At 64.2% G+C, this 15,998-nt stretch carries 15 protein-coding genes; 7 read left to right on the top strand and 8 right to left on the bottom strand.

The features are described 5' to 3' along the window. Positions 1-72: 72 nt before the first annotated feature. Together CGS25_RS05755 and upp are read right to left on the bottom strand one after the other, a co-directional pair. On the bottom strand, positions 73-1,401 hold the full coding sequence (locus CGS25_RS05755) for a uracil-xanthine permease family protein (protein ID WP_101674877.1): 1,329 nt from the start codon (positions 1,399-1,401) through the stop codon (positions 73-75). 20 nt (positions 1,402-1,421) lie between these two features. Beyond that, entirely contained in the window at positions 1,422-2,048 is a 627-nt protein-coding gene (gene upp / locus CGS25_RS05750; protein WP_101674876.1) for a uracil phosphoribosyltransferase, read from the bottom strand. 183 nt (positions 2,049-2,231) lie between these two features. Between upp and ppa the strand changes: the two genes are divergently transcribed. Further along, the gene (gene ppa, locus CGS25_RS05745; RefSeq protein WP_089031156.1) at positions 2,232-2,762 is read left to right on the top strand and encodes an inorganic diphosphatase; all 531 of its coding nucleotides are present in this window, start codon (positions 2,232-2,234) and stop codon (positions 2,760-2,762) included. 200 nt (positions 2,763-2,962) lie between these two features. Here ppa and CGS25_RS05740 read toward each other — a convergent pair whose 3' ends face one another. Then, complete coding sequence (locus tag CGS25_RS05740; RefSeq protein WP_089031155.1) at positions 2,963-4,009, bottom strand: AraC family transcriptional regulator; 1,047 nt, start codon at positions 4,007-4,009, stop codon at positions 2,963-2,965. A gap of 88 nt (positions 4,010-4,097) precedes the next feature. Here CGS25_RS05740 and CGS25_RS05735 point away from each other — a divergent pair, with 88 nt between their 5' ends. Further along, positions 4,098-4,967, top strand: a complete 870-nt coding sequence (locus tag CGS25_RS05735; protein ID WP_089031154.1) for a metal-dependent hydrolase — start codon at positions 4,098-4,100, stop codon at positions 4,965-4,967. Positions 4,968-5,551: 584 nt separating this feature from the next. Here the strand turns inward: CGS25_RS05735 and CGS25_RS05730 are convergent. The 3 genes from CGS25_RS05730 to CGS25_RS05720 are packed head-to-tail and all read right to left on the bottom strand — an operon-like array spanning position 5,552 to position 8,625. Beyond that, positions 5,552-6,550, bottom strand: coding sequence for a DUF2333 family protein (locus CGS25_RS05730; protein WP_101674875.1), 999 nt, complete (start codon positions 6,548-6,550; stop codon positions 5,552-5,554). Positions 6,551-6,610: 60 nt separating this feature from the next. After that, positions 6,611-7,948 (bottom strand): ATP-binding protein, encoded by a 1,338-nt coding sequence (locus CGS25_RS05725; RefSeq protein WP_101674874.1) that lies wholly within the window; start codon positions 7,946-7,948, stop codon positions 6,611-6,613. After that, complete coding sequence (locus tag CGS25_RS05720) at positions 7,948-8,625, bottom strand: response regulator (protein WP_089031151.1); 678 nt, start codon at positions 8,623-8,625, stop codon at positions 7,948-7,950. The genes CGS25_RS05725 and CGS25_RS05720 overlap by 1 nt, the downstream gene beginning before the upstream one ends. Positions 8,626-8,912: 287 nt before the next feature. Between CGS25_RS05720 and dsbD the strand changes: the two genes are divergently transcribed. The 4 genes from dsbD (at position 8,913) to accC (ending at position 13,387) form a co-directional block, all read left to right on the top strand. After that, the gene (gene dsbD / locus CGS25_RS05715) at positions 8,913-10,820 is read left to right on the top strand and encodes a protein-disulfide reductase DsbD (protein ID WP_101674873.1); all 1,908 of its coding nucleotides are present in this window, start codon (positions 8,913-8,915) and stop codon (positions 10,818-10,820) included. A gap of 318 nt (positions 10,821-11,138) precedes the next feature. Continuing rightward, a complete protein-coding gene (aroQ, locus tag CGS25_RS05710) occupies positions 11,139-11,576 on the top strand; it encodes a type II 3-dehydroquinate dehydratase (RefSeq protein WP_089031149.1) in 438 nt (145 codons plus the stop codon). Positions 11,577-11,578: 2 nt separating this feature from the next. After that, complete coding sequence (accB, locus tag CGS25_RS05705) at positions 11,579-12,028, top strand: acetyl-CoA carboxylase biotin carboxyl carrier protein (RefSeq protein ID WP_089031148.1); 450 nt, start codon at positions 11,579-11,581, stop codon at positions 12,026-12,028. Between the two features lie 12 nt (positions 12,029-12,040). Next, positions 12,041-13,387, top strand: coding sequence for an acetyl-CoA carboxylase biotin carboxylase subunit (gene accC, locus CGS25_RS05700; RefSeq protein WP_089031147.1), 1,347 nt, complete (start codon positions 12,041-12,043; stop codon positions 13,385-13,387). A gap of 155 nt (positions 13,388-13,542) precedes the next feature. Here the strand turns inward: accC and CGS25_RS05695 are convergent, their stop codons facing one another. Next, positions 13,543-14,205: a BUD32 family EKC/KEOPS complex subunit gene (locus CGS25_RS05695; RefSeq protein ID WP_089031146.1), complete on the bottom strand. Its 663-nt coding sequence runs from the start codon at positions 14,203-14,205 to the stop codon at positions 13,543-13,545. Positions 14,206-14,270: 65 nt separating this feature from the next. After that, a complete protein-coding gene (locus tag CGS25_RS05690) occupies positions 14,271-14,852 on the bottom strand; it encodes an isoprenylcysteine carboxylmethyltransferase family protein (protein ID WP_089031145.1) in 582 nt (193 codons plus the stop codon). A 129-nt stretch (positions 14,853-14,981) separates the two neighbouring features. On the opposite strand from CGS25_RS05690, the gene prmA reads away from it, so the two are divergent. Beyond that, entirely contained in the window at positions 14,982-15,863 is an 882-nt protein-coding gene (prmA, locus tag CGS25_RS05685; protein WP_101674872.1) for a 50S ribosomal protein L11 methyltransferase, read from the top strand. Positions 15,864-15,998: the final 135 nt, after the last annotated feature.

The following is a 15,998-nucleotide window of genomic DNA, read 5'->3' as shown; positions in this document are numbered from 1 at the left end:
ATACACCTTCCTCGTAATGAAGGTGTCTACTTCTTTGGGGCCAGTCCACTCTCCGCCACAACCCTTCAACTTTTAACTTTTAACTTTCTTATTCCTTTCCTGTGCATGCCCCAACAAGTCTTCAACATATTCCTGCTCTTCATGCAGGTCGTCGGCGCCGGGCGGGGCGGCGGGCGGGGCGGCGGGGAGTATCTGGTTGAGGATCACGGCGACCAGCCCGCACAGGCTGATGCCCTGCAGGGTGAATTCACCGTTGCCGACCACCATGCCGCCGATGCCAAAGATCAGAGTCACGGAGACGATCACCAGATTGCGCTGGGCGTGCAGGTCAACCCGGGCCTTGATCAGGGTGTTCATGCCGACGCTGGCGATGGAGCCGAACATCAGAATCAGAATGCCGCCCATCACTGGCGTCGGCACGCTTTGCAGCAACAGCCCGAACTTACCGATGAACGCCAGGGCAATCGCGAACAGGGCGGTCCAGGTCATCACCACCGGGTTGAACACCCGGGTCAGCATCACCGCGCCGGTCACCTCCGAGTAGGTGGTGTTGGGCGGGCCGCCAACCAGAGCGGCGGCCATGCTGGCGATGCCGTCGCCGGCCAGGGTGCGGTGCAAGCCGGGCTTCTTGATGAAGTCCTTGCCAGTGACGTTGCTGATCGCCAGCACATCGCCGACGTGTTCGATGGCCGGCGCCAGCGCCACCGGGATCATGAACAGAATCGCCGGCCAGTGGAACGTGGGCGCCACGAACGCGGGCATTTCCAGCCAGCCCGCCTGGTGAACCAGGGCAAAATCCACCATGCCCAGCGCCAGCGCGGCCAGATAGCCGATGAGCACGCCACACAGAATCGGCAGCAAGCGGAACAGGCCACGGGCCAGGGTCGCCACCAGCAGAGTGGTCAGCAGAGCGATCATCGACACCAGCAGCGCGTCGCTGTAGGGAAACAGCCGGTCGCCGCCGTCGCCACTCAGCCCCATGGCGAAGTTCACGGCGGTGGGCGCCAGGCTCAGGCCAATCACCATAATGATCGGCCCAGTGACCACCGGCGGCATCAACCGGTGCAGCAGCCCGGGGCCACGCCATTTCACCAGGGCCGCCAGCACCAGATAGACGATGGCGGTGCAGAACAACGCGCCCATGGTGGCGGGAATGCCCCACTGTTCGATGCCATGGCTGATCGGCGCCACGAACACAAACGACGACGCCAGAAACACCGGCACCGAGCGGCCGGTAATCCATTGGAACAGCAACGTGCCCAGCCCGGCGGTGAACAACGCCACGCTCGGGTCCAGCCCGGTCAGCAGCGGCATCAGTACCATCGCACCGAACGCCACGAACAGCATCTGCGCACCGATCAGAATGATCTTCCAGTTCCAGAAACCCGGTGTGTCCGCCATCGCCACTCGCTCCCGCCTGTTTATTTGGTGCCGAATATCTTGTCGCCGGCGTCACCCAGGCCGGGCACGATGTAGCCGTCTTCGTTGAGGCCCTGGTCGATGGACGCGGTGTAAATGGCCACCTCTGGGTGCGCTTCGTGGACCCGGCGGATGCCCTCCGGCGCCGCCACCAATACCAGCGCGCGAATCTGCGTGCAGCCGGCTTTCTTGAGCATGTCGATGGTGGCCAGCATCGAGCCGCCCGTGGCCAGCATCGGGTCGATCACCAGGGCCAGGCGTTCATTCAGGCCGTGGGCCAGCTTCTCGAAGTAGACCACCGGCTCCAGGGTTTCCTCATTACGATACAACCCCACCACACTCACCTTGGCGCTGGGGATCAGCTCCAGCACGCCATCGAGCATGCCAATGCCAGCGCGCAGGATCGGCACCACGGTCACCTTCTTGCCCTTGATGCGCTGCGCCGGCACCTTCCCCATCCAGGTGTCCACCTGATAGTTTTCCAGCAACAGATCGCTGGTCGCCTCATAGGTGAGCAGGCTGGCCAGTTCCGCGGTGAGCTGGCGGAAGCTGCGCGTACTGACCGACGCCTGACGCAGCAGCCCGAGCTTGTGCTTGACCAGGGGATGCGCAATTTCATGGATATTCATCAAGGGGACGGCTCCTCATGCGGATTGAACGGAAGCGATTGTACCCGCGCGGCGCTCGTTTCTCACCGGCCGCCGCCCACGGCGATTAGCCGAGGCGCCCCGCCATTGCTATAATCCGCGCCCTAACGGAACCCGGATCCTCCCCTGACGCGGTTCCATCCACTCTCGCTGAAAGGACAGACCATGGATTTTGCCAAGGTACCCGCCGGGAAAGACGTTCCTGAAGATATCTATGTGGCCATCGAGATTCCGGCCAATGCGGACCCGATCAAATACGAGATCGACAAAGACAGCAACGCCATCTTCGTCGACCGCTTCATGGCCACTCCCATGTTCTACCCGGCCAATTACGGCTACATCCCCAACACCCTCTCCGAAGACGGCGATCCGCTGGACGTGTTGGTGGTCACCCCGTACCCGGTGGTGCCCGGCTCAGTGATTCGCTGCCGCCCGGTGGGCATGCTGAACATGACCGACGAAGCCGGTAAGGACGCCAAGCTGGTGGCCGTGCCGCACAGCAAGCTGACCAAGCTGTACGACAACGTTCAGGAAGTCACCGACCTGCCGGAACTGCTGCTCGCCCAGATCAAGCACTTCTTCGAGCACTACAAAGAGCTGGAAGCGGGCAAATGGGTGAAAGTGGACGGCTGGGAAAACGCCGAAGCCGCCAAGAAAGAAATTCTGAAATCGGTGGAAGCGTTCGAGAAGAAATAAGGCGCTTGCACGCTGCACGCTTGCACGCAACACGCTAAAACCGGTGCGGCCTGCATGCCCTGTGGATTAACCAACCGCTCCCAGTGAAACCGCAAGCCATGCAGCCACGGGTTTTGACTTGGCGTGTTGCGTGAAGCGTGTTGCGTGAAGCGTGCTGCGTGCAAGCGTGCTGCGTGCAGCGCAGGCGTCCCAACCCGCCTTCATGGCTCGTTCCGCGTTTCGCCCTGCCGGTAACCCTTGGGCGTCTTGCCACTCCAGCGTTTGAACGCACGGGAAAAATTGGCTACATCGTTGTAGCCCAACGCATAGGCCACCTCGCTGACGCGCAGCGCCCGATCAGTGAGCAATTTCTTCGCCTGGTGATAACGGGCCTCGTCCTGCAACTGTCGGTAGGTCAGCCCGGCCTGTTGCAAATGCCGCTTGAGGGTACGCGGAGACACCGCTAACCGCTCGGCCATCTCCGCCAGGTCCGGCAACGGCGCGTCCTGGTCACGCAAGGCGGCACGAATCCGTTCCGGCAAGGGGCCTTCCTGATCGGCCCGCCAACGACGGAATTCCAGCTCGCATTGTTCCCGAGCCAGCGCCTCCGCTTGGGGATCGGCCAAACGCGGGCGCGCCGCCAGCAGGTCGGCGGAAAGAATCAGAGCATCGCGGGGCTGACCGTAATGCACCGGCACCGGCACCGCCCGGCGCAGGGCCTCGGCATGCGCCGGCGGGCGACCCTGAAAATGCACCTCGGCACCGTCCGGGCACGCCTCCATCAGTTGCTCGAGCATGTAAACGAAGCCGATCACCATGGATTCAATCACGAAGCTGCGCACCGGCCCCGGGCCAAAGTCAGTGCGAAAGCAGAGCGCCTGGCGGTGATCACCCAGCAACTCGCGTTCAACATTGAGAAACGGAGCACGCAGCCCGAGATAGCGGCGCGCGGCATCCAGACCGTCATCGAGGGTGGGGCTGGAAAGCGCCAGCAGCCCCAGCGGGCCGTGCAAGGTGATGCGCATCGCTTTCGCGTAACGGAACCCCAACCCGGCGCCACCCACCAGCGCCAGCCCCGCTTCCGCCGCCAGGTTGGCGCGGTCCATGGGCAGCCGGCATTCCGGCGCCAGCAACTGATCGCGGCGCAGATCGAGGGCACGCAACAACGGCGCCGGGTCATGCCCAAGCTCCTTGAGCACATCACACAGCAGAACCACGTAGATGCCGGGGATACCGGGCGTGAACCAGGAGCGGCCCGAAATCACCACAGGTTGGCCCTCCACAACAAGACCGGGAAGCGTCGACTGGACCATAGTTGTTGTCATCAATCAATGGCACCACCGCCGGGAGATCCCGATGAAACTGCTGTCCCGTTCGCGCCGCGCCGTGGCGCGGCTGCCGATCCGCCCACGGCGGATGAATTTCGCCTTTCAAGGCTTCGAGAACAGCCGCTACTGGTTCGACAACGATCCGGTGCTGACCCATTTCATGAATGTGCTGTCGGTGACCTTCCCCGATGGCGAACGGTTTTTCGTGGACGCGGTACGCGCCTTCCGCGATCGGGTCGATGACCCGCAACGACAAAAAGACATCTCCGGCTTTATTGGCCAGGAAGCCATGCATTCGCTCGAACACAAAGCCTTCAACGATCTGGTCGCCGGCCACGGTGACGGCTATGACGCTCTGGTGGACGAAGCGCTTACGGTGACGCAACGGCTGCTGGCCGGTGCCCGCAAACACCTGAGCGCGGAGCGGCAACTGGCCGCCACCGCCGGGCTGGAACACATCACCGCGATTCTCGCCGATGTGATTCTCCGCCGCGCCGACATGGTGGAAAAAATGGACCCGGCGGTGCGCCCGCTCTGGGTATGGCACGCCATCGAGGAAACCGAGCACAAGGCGGTGGCGTTTGATCTCTATCAGGACGTGGAGAACGGTTATTGGAAGCGTCAACGGGCGTTTCTCTACGGCACCGCCTACCTGACCGCGTTCAGCACTTACTTCACCTGGCAGTTCCTGAAACACGACGGCGTGCACCGCCAACCGCTCGTTCTGGCCAAGGGCCTGTGGAAGATGTTTGGCTACAAAGGCGTGGTCAGCCAGGCGATTCCGTCGTGGTTCCAGTATCTGCGCCCGGGCTTTCACCCCTGGCAGGACGACAACAGCGAACTGGCCGACGCCTTGCGCGCCACCCTGCCGGAACCAGCCGTCTCGGCGGTGGCCTGAACGAAGCGCCCCGGCCACCGCCCGCTGATGAGCCTGGTGGCGGCTGGACTGCCGCCCGGCTGCGCCGGTTCGCGGTCGAGGACCGCTCCCACAGCGGCTTCGTTGGTGGGCGGGCGACTCCGACGAGGCGCCTTTGCCCAGCCTCTCCGGCAAATCATATGGCCAAGCATTCGTTTCCTCCCACAAAAAACACGCCCTGCTACAGCGCCGCTGTGGGAGCGGTCCCTGACCGCGAAATCTTTTGGCCGGAGGCACGGCGCCATTGCCCCGAACCTGACAAGGTCGTAACGCCGCCCATTCTATTCGGGCCGTGCCCGCCATCCCTGGCGCAACACCGTGCCTCTCTGATTGCCCGGCCCGGCCATCCCTGGCCGGTCGTAACGCCGCCCATTCTATTCGAGCCGTGCCTGCCATCCCTGGCGCGACACCGTGCCTCTCTGATTGCCCGGCCCGGCCATCCCTGGCCGGTCGTAACGCCGCCCATTCTATTCGAGCCGTGCCTGCCATCCCTGGCGCGACACCGTGCCTCTCTGATTGCCCGGCCCGGCCATCCCTGGCCGGTCGTAACGCCGCCCTAGGCGGCGTTACCCCTCCTGGAGCAGCTTGCGGAGGTCGATCAGGGAGGCGTTGGCGCGGGCGATGTAGTTGGCCATGACCAGGGAATGGTTGGCGAACAAGCCGAAGCCGGAGCCGTTGAGGATCACCGGGCTCCACATGGAGGCCTGAGTGGCTTCCAGTTCGCGCACCATTTGCCGGAAGCTGACGGTCGCATGCTTGTTGCGCAGCACCTCGGCGAAGTCCACTTCCATGGCGCGCATCAGTTGCACCAGAGCCCAGGAGGCGCCACGGGCTTCGTAGAAAACGTCATCGATTTTCAGCCACGGGGTATGGACGCGGGTTTCCTGCTGGTCCAATTGGTTGAGCGAGGCATCGGTCTCGGTGTTGAGCTGCACTCGCCCAACGCTCTGGCTGAGGTTCTGGCTCAGCGACCCGAGCCGGTTCTGCACCTCATTGAGCCAATCGCTGAGGTTGTCCGCACGAGCGTAGAAATGCGTGCTGCCGTCGTTGCGGCGCAGCGCGGCGAGGTACTTGTTCAACGCGTCGATGCCACGCTGGTATTCGCTTTCGGTGGCCGGCATCGCCCAGCTTTGGGCGTCGAAATTGAACTGTGGCTCGGCCACCGACAGGAAGCGATCTTCCTGGCTCTGCGATTGCGAGCGGCTCATGTCGCGGCGCATCACCCGGGTGACATCACGAAGCTGCACCAGCACGCCGTATTCCCAGGCGGGCATGTTATCCAGCCACAACCGGTGCGGCATCATGTCGTTGCTCAGGTAGCCGCCGGGTTTGTCCAGCAGGGTGCTGGCCACGTGAATGACCTCGCGGGTAACGGTTTCACCGGCCACCGCGCCGTCGCGCTTGCTGACCTCGGTCAGCGGCGGCTCCCAGCTCCAGTACCAGCCCAGCACCACGTCCACCAGCAGCAGGATCAGTACCAGCGCCAACAGGCCCTTCCAGATGCGGTTGCTCTTCGGGTCCAGAAGGGTGTCGCCCATTTTCTGGCTGAATTTATCTTCGCTCATCGATTCTCCCCGGTGTGTGGTCGCCGTCCATGTCGCCGCCCACTATAGCCCAGCGCCGGGTTAAGCGGCAGGCAACGTCAGGATCACCGCCGCCGGCAGACCGGCATCGCGCACACGGAAACGCAGATCGCCACCATATAGCCGCAGCAGGCGATCGACAATGGACAGACCCAGCCCCGCACCGGAGCTTTCTTCATTGCCACGGCTGAAGCGTCCGGTCAGGCGGGCGCCTTCCTGGTCGTCCAGGCCGGCGCCTTCATCGGTGATGGTGAACACCACGGTGGCCGCGCCTGGCTGCGCGCGGGCGCCGACCTCCACGCGGCCGCCGACCGGGGAATAGCGGCAAGCGTTATCGATCAGATTGCGCAGCAGCACCTGCAGCGCCTCGGCGGGCAGCGCCACCGGCAACGGCTGGTCCGTGGCCAGCACCAGACGCTGGTCACGCTGCTGCGCCAGGGAGGCCAGCAGCGCCAGAGTATCGCGGGCCACGTCAGTGGCGTCGCAGGTGTCGCCCTGGCCGGCCAACTGCTGGGGGTCAAGACGCGCCAGCGCCAACAGTTGTTCCACCGTCCGCGAGGCGCGATCAACCGCCCGGCTGAGTTGTGCCATGGACGCTCTGACACCCTCCGGGTCATCCAGATGGGCGGCGTTGTCGGCGTGCAGCCGCAGCACCATCAGTAGCGTGCGCAGCTCATGGGCGGCGTCGGCGGTGAAGCGCTTTTCCCGCTCCAGCGCGCCGGAAAGACGGCTGAGTAAGGTGTTGATGGCGTCGGTAAGCGGTGCCAGCTCACGCACCGGGCGCGCCCGTAACGGGGTGAGGTTGCCGGAGTCACGCGCCGCCACCGACCGGGCCAGGCGCGTCAACGGCCGCAAGCCCCGCCCCACCGCCAGCCACACCAGCAGAATCACCACCGGCACGCTCAGCAAATAAGGCGCCAGAACGGTGCCGGCCACGTTACGCACCAACGAGCGGCGGGCGTGTTCGCTTTCGCCCACCACCACCCAGCGATCACCTTCCAGCGGCATCGCGTAGGAATGCCAGCCATCCTGATTGCGGTACCGTCCGCCGCTGGCGGCCCGGGCTGGCGTGATGTCCACCAGGGGCTGTGCGGGCGCGCCATCGCTGCCCAACACCAGCTCACCGTGGCGCCAGAACTGATAGATAAAATAACGCCGGTAGCGGTGCTCATCTTCGTCGAGGGTGACCACCGCCGGATCGGGGATTTGCCCGGCCTGCCAGAACGCCGCCAGCAGGCGGGCACTTTGCACCAGTTCGGCGTCGTACTGCTCATCCATTTCGTGATAGAGGGAACGGTAGGTGGCCCAGCCCAGCAGCACGCCCCCGCCGAGGATCACCGCCAGCAGCGCGATCATCAGAAAACGGCGAATCGAGAACATCAGGCGCCACTCCCTCCGGCGCCGGGGTCGAGCCGGTAACCGACCCCGCGCACGGTGCGAATCATGTCGCTGCCAAGCTTGCGACGCAGGTGGTGCACATGCACCTCCAGAGCATTGCTCTCGACTTCGTCGGACCAGCCGTACAGCGCCTGTTCAAGTTGTTCGCGCGTGAACACCCGGCCCGGCTGACGGGCCAGGGTCATCAGCAGGGACATTTCGCGGCGCGGCATGGACACCACCTCCCCGCCCACGGTGACGGTCATCGCCTGGGGGTCGATACTGACCGCGCCCAGGTTCAGCGTCCGGCGCGCCGGCTCGGCGCCCCGGCGCAGGCGGGCACGCAGACGCGCACGCAGTTCATCCACCGCGAACGGCTTGATCAGATAGTCGTCGGCGCCGGCGTCCAGGCCGGTGATGCGATCATCCAGACGGTCGCGGGCACTGATGATGATCACCGGCACGTCCTTATGTTTTTCCCGCACCGCGCGCAACGCCTGCACCCCATCCAGCCCGGGCAGACCGAGATCCAGCAACATCAGGTCGAACTGGCCGGCATCGATGGCCGGCAACACCAGATCGCCCCGGTTGACATGGTCCAGGGTGTAGCCGTCGTGGCGCAACGCCCGCAACAGGCCGTCCGCCAGCATTTCATCGTCTTCCACCAGCAATATGCGCATTTCCCTTCACCTTCGCCCACGCCGCCTACGGGCACTATAGAGTGCGGATTTTCCGGCCACCAGCGCTTTGCTTCGCCGCCACGATACGCCCACAATGGCGACCTTTCGGGGGCGGCGATTATCGGGCGGATGTCTTAAGCCTGTCTTAACCCTGTCTTAACGGGCATCAGTGTTAATCGGCTCTGGCGACACAAGCGGAGCATCTTCTGCTCCTTTTTCGCGGGCGACTGACGGAACCTCCGGGCCATCGGCGAGCTCCAAACCGGAGTTTTGATTGGGAGCGATTCATGAGGCACATTTCACGGGGGCTGATGATTGGCCTGGGCCTGCTGTTCAGTGGCCTGGCCATGGCGTTGTCGTTGGGTGGCAACGGTGGCTTCGACGATGAAGCTCCGCCGTCGGTGGATGAGGCGATCCAGGTGGTCCCGGACCAGGACTGGGACCAGCAGAAGCTGATCGTCAGTTTCAGCCTGCTCGATGGCGTGTACCTGTACCAGCACCGGCTCGGCTTTACCCTGCGTGACACCAACGGCAATGAGCTGGAAAGCTTCGACGATCTGGCGTTACCGCCCGGCGAGGATAAGCACGACGAAATTTACGGCGACGTTAAGGTGTATCACCAACAGCTGGATGTGGATCTGCCGCTGCGCAGCGTGCCGCTGGCCGCCACCGAGCTGGAAGTGCGTTACCAGGGTTGCATCGAGAACCGCTTGTGCTACCCGCCACAGACCCGCACCTTCACCTTCGAGGCGCCCGGCCCCACGGCCAGCGCCCCGACCAGCGCGCCGGCCGCCGTGGTGGCGGGCAGCGACGACGACGGCGGCTTCGTTGCCACGCTGTTCTCCGAAGACGCCAACGCCTTCAGCCACTGGATGCGCGACCAGAGCCTGACCCTGATTATTGGTCTGTTTTTTGTCGGCGGGCTGCTGCTCGCCTTCACGCCGTGCGTGTTCCCGATGGTGCCGATTCTGTCCGGCATCATCGCTGGGGAAAAGACCCCCAGCGCGCGGCGCGGCTTTGTTCTCAGTCTTGCCTATGTGCTCGGCGTGGCGGTGCCTTACACCCTGGCCGGGCTGCTGGTGGCGCTGTTCGGCGCCGGCCTGAATCTGCAATTCCTGCTGCAGCAGCCGGCGGCGATCATCACCAGCGTGGTGATCTTCGTGCTGCTGGCGCTGTCCATGTTCGGCCTCTATGAGCTGCAGTTGCCGGAACGGCTGCGCAGCCGGCTCAGCGGCGCCGGGCCCAACGGCGGCGGCGGCCTGGCCGGCGCCGCCGTGATGGGCGCGATCTCGGCGCTGGTGGTGTCGCCCTGCGTGACGCCGATTCTGGCCGGCGCACTGTTGTATGTGGCCGGCAGCGGCGATGCCGCCACCGGCGCGGCGTCGCTGTTCGCGCTGTCCATGGGCATGGGGGTGCCGTTACTGATTTTCGGCACCGGCGGCGGCCATTTGCTGCCCCGCGCCGGCCAATGGATGGACGAGGTAAAACGTTTCTTCGGCGTGGTGATGCTGGCGGTGGCGATCTGGCTGCTGGATCGCATCGTCAGCGACGTACTGACCCTGGGCCTGTATGGCGTGCTGGCCGCCTGCTATGGCGTCCAACTCGGCGCCCTGGAAGCCGGCGGATCGCGCCTCAAGCGAGCGCTGGCTCTGGTGCTCGCCTTGTACGGGGCGATCATGCTGGTCGGCGCCGCCAGCGGCGGCGATGATCCCTGGCAACCGCTGGCCCGGCTGGGCCAGAGTGACCGCCCCGCCGCGACCGCCGCCGGTGCCCCGGCCAACGACGCCGGCAACGTCGCCCCGGTGGCCGCCGAACACGGCGCCTGGACCACCCTGAATGGCCGCCAGGCGCTTAACCAGGCCCTGGCGGATTCGGCGAACCAAGGCACGCCGGTACTGGTGGACTTCTTCGCCGAGTGGTGCGTGGCCTGCAAGGTGCTGGAAGAAACCACCCTCAGCAACGAGCGCGTGCTCAAGGCGATGCAAGACTTCCACCTGTACCGGGTGGACATCACCGAGATCAACGACGAAAACCAACAAATCATGGCCGATTACCAGATCTTCGGCCTGCCCAGCCTGGTGTTCTTCGACAACGGCGGCCGCGAAATCGCCGACTCCCGAGTGCTCGGCGAAATGGGCCCGGAGCGGTTTCTTCAGCATTTGGATAAGCGGGTAATGCCAGCGCTGAAACCTTGAAGCGCCGGACGCTAGACGCCGGACGCCGGACGCCGGACGCTAAAAGTCAAAAGCGGGGGCTACGTTGCGAATACGCGAAGTGCCCGTTGCGGAGTCGCAATGCGATCAGCCCCGGGTTCTGAACTTAGCGTCCGGCGTCCGGCGTCTAGCGTCCAGCGCGGCGGCACAGCCGCCGCCCGCGTAATGTAACCAATAATGTAAAGCCCTTTTTTCCTTGCGCGAATACCCCTAGACTGCAAACCGGTAGGAGAAACCCCACAACTCGGCGTTTTTCCGACACGTTCAGCGCAGATATCGACACTTTCAGGGGTAACCATCTTGGCTACCATACTCGTATTGCACGGCCCCAATCTGAATCTGCTCGGCCAACGCGAGCCGGACAAATACGGCTCCACCACGCTGGCGCAGATCAACCAGAGCCTGCAGGCCCAGGCCGGCGATGCCGGGCATCACCTGCTGCACCTGCAAAGCAATGCCGAGTACGAGTTGATTGAGCGCCTTCATGAAGCCCGCACCGAGGGGGTCGATTTCATTCTGATCAACCCGGCGGCCTTCACGCACACCAGCGTTGCCCTGCGCGACGCTCTTTTGGCGGTGGCGATCCCCTTTATCGAGGTGCATCTGTCCAACATCCACCGCCGGGAAACCTTTCGCCACCACTCCTATTTCTCGGACATCGCCGAGGGTGTGATCTGCGGCCTGGGTGCCACGGGTTACCGACTGGCGCTGTCCGCCGCCCTGGAAAAACTGGATTGAGCATGGACATTCGAAAAATCAAGAAGCTGATCGAGCTGCTGGAGGAATCCGGCATTGAGGAACTGGAAATCCGCGAAGGCGAGGAATCGGTGCGCATCAGCCGTGGCAGCACCCGCCAGCCGATTTATGCCCAGGCTCCGGCGCTCGCCCCCGCGCCCGCACCGGTTGCGCCGGCACAAGCTCCAGGCGCTCCGGCGGTGGAAGACAACACCCCCAGCGGCCACCTGGTGCGCTCACCGATGGTCGGCACTTTCTATCGCTCACCGTCACCGGGCGCCGCCTCGTTCGTGGAAGTGGGCCAGAAGGTGAAAGCCGGCGAGGTGCTGTGCATCGTCGAGGCGATGAAGATGATGAATCAGATCGAGGCGGACAAATCCGGCACCATCGATGCCATTCTGGTGGAGGACGGCGAGCCGGTGGAATTCGATCAGCCCCTGTTCTCCGTCGTATAACGGGAGCCGGTGATGCTTGAAAAAGTTCTGATTGCCAACCGAGGCGAAATTGCCCTGCGAATTCTGCGCGCCTGCAAAGAGCTCGGCATTCGCACCGTGGCGGTGTACTCCAAGGCCGACCGCGACCTGATGCACGTGCGGCTGGCCGATGAGGCGGTGTGCATCGGCCCGGCGTCGTCCACCGATTCCTATTTGAACATTCCCGCCATCATCAGCGCCGCCGAGGTCACCGACGCGGACGCCATTCACCCCGGCTACGGGTTCCTGGCGGAAAACGCCGACTTCGCGGAAAGCGTCGAGCGTTCCGGATTTATCTTTATCGGACCGCGCGCTGACACCATTCGCCTGATGGGCAACAAGGTCTCGGCGATCACCGCGATGATGCAAGCCGGCGTACCGACGGTGCCCGGCTCCAACGGCCCGGTCGGTGATGACACCGACGCCACCCTGATGATGGCCGAGGAAATCGGTTACCCGATCATCATCAAGGCCGCCTCCGGTGGCGGCGGGCGCGGCATGCGCGTGGTGGAAGACCGCAAACAACTGCTCAACGCGGTGGCACTGACCCGCGCCGAAGCCAAGAACGCGTTCGGCGACGCCACCGTGTACATGGAAAAATTTCTGCAGCAGCCTCGCCATGTGGAAATCCAAGTGCTTTCCGATGGCGCCGGCCATGCCGTGCACCTGGGCGACCGGGACTGCTCCCTGCAGCGTCGCCACCAGAAAGTGGTGGAAGAAGCGCCGGCGCCGGACATCCCGGTTCACCTTAAAGAAGAGGTGGCGCAACGCTGCGTCAACGCCTGCAAGGAAATCAACTATCGGGGCGCCGGCACCTTTGAGTTTCTCTACGAAAACGAGCGCTTCTATTTCATCGAGATGAACACCCGCGTTCAGGTGGAGCACCCGGTCACCGAAATGATCACCGGCGTGGACATCGTCAAGGAGCAATTGCGCATTGCCGGCGACGAAGGCCTGAACCTGAAACAGGAAGACATCCTGTTCCAGGGCCACGCCATTGAGGTGCGGGTCAACGCGGAAGACCCGGTCAGCTTCGTGCCCTGCCCGGGCAAAATCACCTATTTCCACGCCCCCGGCGGCAACGGCGTGCGGGTCGATTCGCACATCTACGGCGGTTACACCGTGCCCCCCTACTACGACTCACTGATCGGCAAGCTGATCACCTGGGGTGAAAACCGCGACGTGGCGTTCGCGCGCATGCGCAACGCGCTGGAAGAGATCGTGGTGGAAGGCATCAAAACCAACATCGCCCTGCACCGCGACAAAATCTTCCGCGACCCCGCGTTCGAAAAAGGCGGCGTGGATATCCATCATTTGGAAAGGAAGTTGGGGAGTCATTGACGCCTGGCGCCAGACGCCGGACGCCGGACGCCGGACGCTAAACCCGAGACGGAAACCGTTGGTGTGTTTCCTGAGAACGAAGCAGAAAACACACCGAGAATCTCAGCAACGGGTTTAGCGTCCGGCGTCCGGCGTCCGGCGTCTAGCATCCAGCCCTAAAACAAATAATCCCGAATCCGCTCCGCCACTTCACGCACCTCACTGAACGGCAAATCCGCGGCGTCGCGGTAGCCGAACAACAGGGCATCGATCAGTTCCGCGCGCAGGTGCGGGCGGTCTTCCTCGCAGCGCAAAAAATGGCCCCAGTTACGCCGCCGCGCCCAGCGTGACATGGACCAGGGGCGCACTTTCATATCGAGCAGGTCGATCAGCCCGATGCGCAGCCCGTCGATGACGATGTTGCCCGGGTGCACCGAGCGGAAAAATACGCCTTGGCGGTGCAACCGCGCCAGGAACACGCCGACCCGGTAGAGCGTCTGGGTGTCCACCGCGTTGCGCGCCAGCAGCGCGCGTAAAGTATCGCCGGGCATCGGTCGGTACACCGCCACGGTGTGCGGCTCGCCAATGATCCGATGCAGGCTCTCGACCTCAACAGTGGGAATGCGCAGGCGGTCGAGCTGGCGCGCGTGGCGGGCAAAGCGCACCGCCGCCGGCGACAGCAACTCCCGGTTGAAATAGCGCTTGCGACGAAAATATTTCAGGTAACGCCCGTCCTCAAGCCTGAGAACCTTGATCCCGTGGCTGTCCCGCTCCACCACTTCCGACCGCTCCACCACGCGCTCAAGCTGTTCGCGGCTGAGAGGATGGATACGAATCATGACGGCGAGTCTCCTTGGTGAACGAGGCGGGCCGAGCCGAGCATTGCCAGGCCCCACCCCGCGGCTTAACGCTGGCGCGTGAAACGGGGCACGATCGCCCCGGTACGTTCCATGTAATCGAGATAACGGTGACCATGCCGCTCCAGGCGCTGCTGTTCTTCCACAGGCACCCGCAACAGATAGACGAGAATAAACGTCAGTGCCGCCGCCGGCCCGGCCAGCCAGTTCTGCAGCAGCAGCAATTGCGCCAGCGACCACAGCAACATGGCGGCGTACACCGGGTGACGCAGATAACGGTAGACGCCGCGATCCATGACCGTGGTGCCATCACCGGGGTGGCGGCTGGCCCAGTCGCTGTTGGCCCGCCAGAACAGCCATACCGCGGCGGCACCCAGCATCAGGCCAAACCAGGCGAACTCATCCAGGAACATGAAGTCGGCGAATTCAAACCAGGGCACCAGGTTATCGAGCAGCGGAATCACCACCATGGTGATCGCCACCAGAGTCACCAGCACCAGTTGCTCCACGTCCAGCGGCGGCGCCGGGCGGTGCCGGGCGCGCACCGGCCGGCGCACGCCCAGCCAGTGCAGCAAAAGGCTGGCGGAGGTCATCAGTACCAGAACCAGTTCGGCGGCGTTCTCGGTCATAGCGACACAACGGTGAGGGGCAAAATGGAATCTCCATGGTACTCCCGCCGGGTGAAAAAATCGCCTCCCTGGCGGGGCTTGGCTTATACTGCCGCCGACTTCTCCGCCCTCCCTTGTTCAGGAGCCGCCATGGCCTGGCTTCAACTGCACATCGCCACCGATCCCCGGCAGGCGGACGCCTTCCAGGACGCCCTGGAAAGCCTCGGCTCAAGCGCCGTGACCCTCACCGACGGCGCCGACCAGCCGGTGTTCGAACCGCCACCGGGCGCCCGGCCACTGTGGAACGCCACTGTGGTGACCGCTCTGTTCGAGGCCGGCACCGACACCGATGCGGTGCTGCGTGCCCTGGCGGAACGTGGCCTCAAGCCGGGCGAGCACCGGGTCGAGCCGCTCGCCGAACAGGTCTGGGAGCGGGCCTGGATGGACAGCTTCGCGCCGATGCGCTTCGGCCAGCGGTTGTGGATCGTGCCGAGCTGGAGCGCGCCGCCGGTCCCGCAGGCGGTCAACCTGAAACTGGACCCGGGGCTGGCCTTCGGCCCCGGCACCCATGAAACCACGGCGTTGTGCCTGGAATGGCTGGAGGGCACCGGGCTGGCCGGCCGCGAAGTGCTCGACTTCGGCTGTGGCTCCGGCGTATTGGCGATCGCCGCCCTGCTGCTGGGCGCCGCGCATGCCCTGGGCACTGACATCGACGACCAGGCTCTCACCGCCAGCCGCGACAACGCCACCAGCAACGCCGTGTCGGAGCGCCTGAGCCTGTGCCAGCCGGCGGCGATGCCCGCCGGCTACCGTTGTGACGCTCTGATCGCCAATATTCTCGCCGGCCCGCTGATCGAGCTGGCGCCGACGCTGGCCGGCTATTGCCGCCCCGGCGCACCGATGGCGCTGTCCGGTATTCTCGCCGATCAGGCCGAGGCGGTGCGCGACGCCTATGCGCCCTGGTTCGATCTCAACCCGCTCAGCCAGCGCGGTGACTGGGTGCGCGTGGACGGCCATCGCAAGAGCGATTGATTCCGAGCGCCGCCACTGGGAAGGTAAAATCAGCGCGGCCGCCATCACAGAAGAGTCCTCCCGCCGCGCTTTGCTCTTGCGGCAACACCGACTTTTTCTGTACAACGGAACTCGGCCTTTGATCTGATCGGCGAT

It is taken from the genome of Alloalcanivorax mobilis, assembly GCF_002864685.1.
Taxonomy (GTDB): domain Bacteria; phylum Pseudomonadota; class Gammaproteobacteria; order Pseudomonadales; family Alcanivoracaceae; genus Alloalcanivorax; species Alloalcanivorax mobilis.
Note: the sequence above shows the minus strand (reverse complement) of the source record. Positions and strands in the feature narration are given on the sequence as shown.

What these genes read in the sequence shown, in the direction of transcription:
- CGS25_RS05720 (WP_089031151.1), bottom strand. Translation starts at nt 8,625, where the DNA reads ATGCGCATATTGCTGGTGGAAGACGATGAAATGCTGGCGGACGGCCTG.
- CGS25_RS05690 (WP_089031145.1), bottom strand. Translation starts at nt 14,852, where the DNA reads ATGACCGAGAACGCCGCCGAACTGGTTCTGGTACTGATGACCTCCGCC.
- CGS25_RS05735 (WP_089031154.1), top strand. Translation starts at nt 4,098, where the DNA reads ATGAAACTGCTGTCCCGTTCGCGCCGCGCCGTGGCGCGGCTGCCGATC.
- CGS25_RS05730 (WP_101674875.1), bottom strand. Translation starts at nt 6,550, where the DNA reads ATGAGCGAAGATAAATTCAGCCAGAAAATGGGCGACACCCTTCTGGAC.
- dsbD (WP_101674873.1), top strand. Translation starts at nt 8,913, where the DNA reads ATGAGGCACATTTCACGGGGGCTGATGATTGGCCTGGGCCTGCTGTTC.
- upp (WP_101674876.1), bottom strand. Translation starts at nt 2,048, where the DNA reads ATGAATATCCATGAAATTGCGCATCCCCTGGTCAAGCACAAGCTCGGG.
- prmA (WP_101674872.1), top strand. Translation starts at nt 14,982, where the DNA reads ATGGCCTGGCTTCAACTGCACATCGCCACCGATCCCCGGCAGGCGGAC.
- CGS25_RS05725 (WP_101674874.1), bottom strand. Translation starts at nt 7,948, where the DNA reads ATGTTCTCGATTCGCCGTTTTCTGATGATCGCGCTGCTGGCGGTGATC.
- ppa (WP_089031156.1), top strand. Translation starts at nt 2,232, where the DNA reads ATGGATTTTGCCAAGGTACCCGCCGGGAAAGACGTTCCTGAAGATATC.
- CGS25_RS05695 (WP_089031146.1), bottom strand. Translation starts at nt 14,205, where the DNA reads ATGATTCGTATCCATCCTCTCAGCCGCGAACAGCTTGAGCGCGTGGTG.
- CGS25_RS05755 (WP_101674877.1), bottom strand. Translation starts at nt 1,401, where the DNA reads ATGGCGGACACACCGGGTTTCTGGAACTGGAAGATCATTCTGATCGGT.
- accB (WP_089031148.1), top strand. Translation starts at nt 11,579, where the DNA reads ATGGACATTCGAAAAATCAAGAAGCTGATCGAGCTGCTGGAGGAATCC.
- accC (WP_089031147.1), top strand. Translation starts at nt 12,041, where the DNA reads ATGCTTGAAAAAGTTCTGATTGCCAACCGAGGCGAAATTGCCCTGCGA.